3 protein-coding genes and 1 pseudogene are annotated in these 2219 nt (G+C 74.5%); all 4 read left to right on the top strand.

Going from position 1 to position 2219, the window contains the following annotated elements; all coding sequences use genetic code 11:
- On the top strand, positions 1-304 hold a 304-nt coding region (locus AC2W7G_RS14375), incomplete at its 5' end, for an aminotransferase class III-fold pyridoxal phosphate-dependent enzyme (protein WP_485869036.1).
- Between the two features lie 100 nt (positions 305-404).
- A pseudogene (locus tag AC2W7G_RS14370) lies at positions 405-1308 on the top strand (aldehyde dehydrogenase family protein); the annotation flags it as partial.
- A 27-nt stretch (positions 1309-1335) separates the two neighbouring features.
- On the top strand, positions 1336-2019 hold the full coding sequence (locus AC2W7G_RS14365) for a thiamine pyrophosphate-dependent enzyme (RefSeq protein WP_485869035.1): 684 nt from the start codon (positions 1336-1338) through the stop codon (positions 2017-2019).
- A 49-nt stretch (positions 2020-2068) separates the two neighbouring features.
- On the top strand, positions 2069-2219 hold a 151-nt coding region (locus AC2W7G_RS14360; protein ID WP_485869037.1), incomplete at its 3' end, for a proton-conducting transporter transmembrane domain-containing protein.

Below are 2219 nucleotides of genomic sequence, written 5' to 3'. Positions count from 1 at the left end.
GCTGCTCAAAGCGCCGCCTCGACGCGCTGCAGGTCGACGACGCGCGCGCGGCGACGTGCGCGGCCGCGGCGCGATGATCGCCGTCGAGCTCGTCAAGCCCGGCACGACCGAGCCGGACGCGGCGCTCGCGGGAGCCGTCGCGAAGTACGCGCACCAGCAGGGCGTCATCGTCCTGACCTGCGGCACGTTCGGCAACGTCCTGCGCTTCCTGCCGCCGCTCACCATCAGCGACGAGCTGCTCGAGGACGCCTTCGACGTCGTCGCCGCGGCGTTCGCCTCGACCCGCGAGGCGGTGTCCGCATGAGCGAGCGCAGCGAGCGAACCATCAGCATCGTCACGGGCCGACGTCCGTACCGTGCGCTCTTCACGGAGGTCGGCCAGTGAGCGCCGAGTACCTGACGGCCCTGGAGGCCGACCGTGGCGTGCTCGTCGGCGGCGAGTGGCGCCGTGGCGGCGCCGGACTGTTCGACGTCGAGGACCCCGCGACCCGTGAGGTCGTCGCGCAGGTGGCCGACGGCGACACGGCCGACGCGACCGCCGCGGTCGCGGCCGCCGACGCCGCGTTCGCGACCTGGCGCCACGTCGCGCCGCGCGAGCGCTCCGAGGTGCTGCGCCGGGCGTTCGAGCTCATGCACCGCGACGTCGACGAGCTCGCCGCGCTGATCTGCGCCGAGAACGGCAAGTCGCTCAGCGACGCGAAGGGCGAGGTCGTCTACGCGGCGGAGTTCTTCCGCTGGTTCGCCGAGGAGGCCGTCCGCCCGGGTGGCGACTACGGCTCGTCCCCAGCGGGCGGCACGCGCACGGTCGTGACCCACCGTCCGGTCGGCGTGGCCGCGCTCATCACGCCGTGGAACTTCCCGGCCGCCATGGCGACCCGCAAGATCGCGCCCGCGCTGGCCGCCGGCTGCACCGTCGTGCTCAAGCCGCCGCCGAGAACGCCGCTGACCGCTTTGGCGGTCGCCCGGCTGCTGGCCGAGGCGGTGCACCCGGTCCTCGTGCTGGGCAGCGACGTCTGGCTGGACCACGCCGAGGACGCCGCCCTGCGCTTCGTGGAGCAGACCGGCGTGCCGGTCATCAGCAACGGCATGGGCCGCGGCATCGTCCCCGGCGGGCACCCGCAGCTCGTCACCAAGGCGCGCGGCAAGGCGCTGGCGCAGGCCGACCTCGTCGTCGTCGTGGGCACGCCGCTGGACTTCCGGCTCGGCTACGGCGTCTTCGGCGGCAAGGAGGACGCGCCGGTCGCGCGCACCGTGCACGTCGCCGACTCCCCCGCCCAGCTGGCCACGCACGCCGAGCTCGCGGGCTCGGCCGCCGTGACCTCAGCACCTGCTCGACGTGCTGCTGGACGCCGTCCTGTCCGGCCCCAAGCCGCGGTGGGGCGACTGGCTCGCCGACCTCCAGGCCGCCGTCGCGCAGGCCACGGAGCGTGACACCGCGCTGCTCTCGGCCGAGGCCGACCCCATCCACCCCGCCCGCATCTACGGCGAGCTGCTGCCGCGCCTGGCCGACGACGCGGTCGTCGTCGGCGACGGCGGCGACTTCGTGTCCTTCGCCGGCAAGTACGTCGAGCCCCAGCGGCCCGGCGGCTGGCTCGACCCGGGCCCGTTCGGCTGCCTCGGCGCCGGCATGGGCGCGGCGATGGCGGCACGGCTCGTGCGTCCGTCCGGCCAGGTCGTGCTGCTGTACGGCGACGGCGCGGCCGGCATGAGCCTCATGGACGTCGACACGCTCGTGCGCCACGACCTGCCGGTCGTCATGGTCATGGGCAACAACGGTGCGTGGGGCCTGGAGAAGGGCCCCATGCAGATGCTCTACGGCTACGACGTGGCCGCCGACCTCGCGCCGCAGACGCGCTACGACCAGGTGGTCGAGGCGCTCGGCGGCGCCGGCGAGATGGTGACCGACCCGCGCGAGATCGGTCCGGCGCTCGACCGCGCGTTCGCCGCGGACGTGCCGTACCTGGTCAACGTGGTCACCGACGTGGCCGCCGCGTACCCCCGCCAGACGTTCGGTGTCTGAGGTCGAGGTCCGTCCGGCCCGCCCCGACGAGCTCGGCCGGGTCGGGGCGGTGACCGTCGCCGGCTCGACGCCGACGGCGTACCTGGTGCTGTTCCTGGGCTGGGAGGGCGTCGGCCTGGCGTCGTACCTGCTCATCGGGTTCTGGCAGCACAAGCCGTCGGCCGCGTCGGCGGCGCAGAAGGCGTTCGTCATGAACCGGG

The sequence above is a fragment of the Aeromicrobium sp. PFPM2_SD2 genome (genome assembly GCF_057364525.1).
This window is presented reverse-complemented; position numbering and strand designations above follow the sequence as displayed.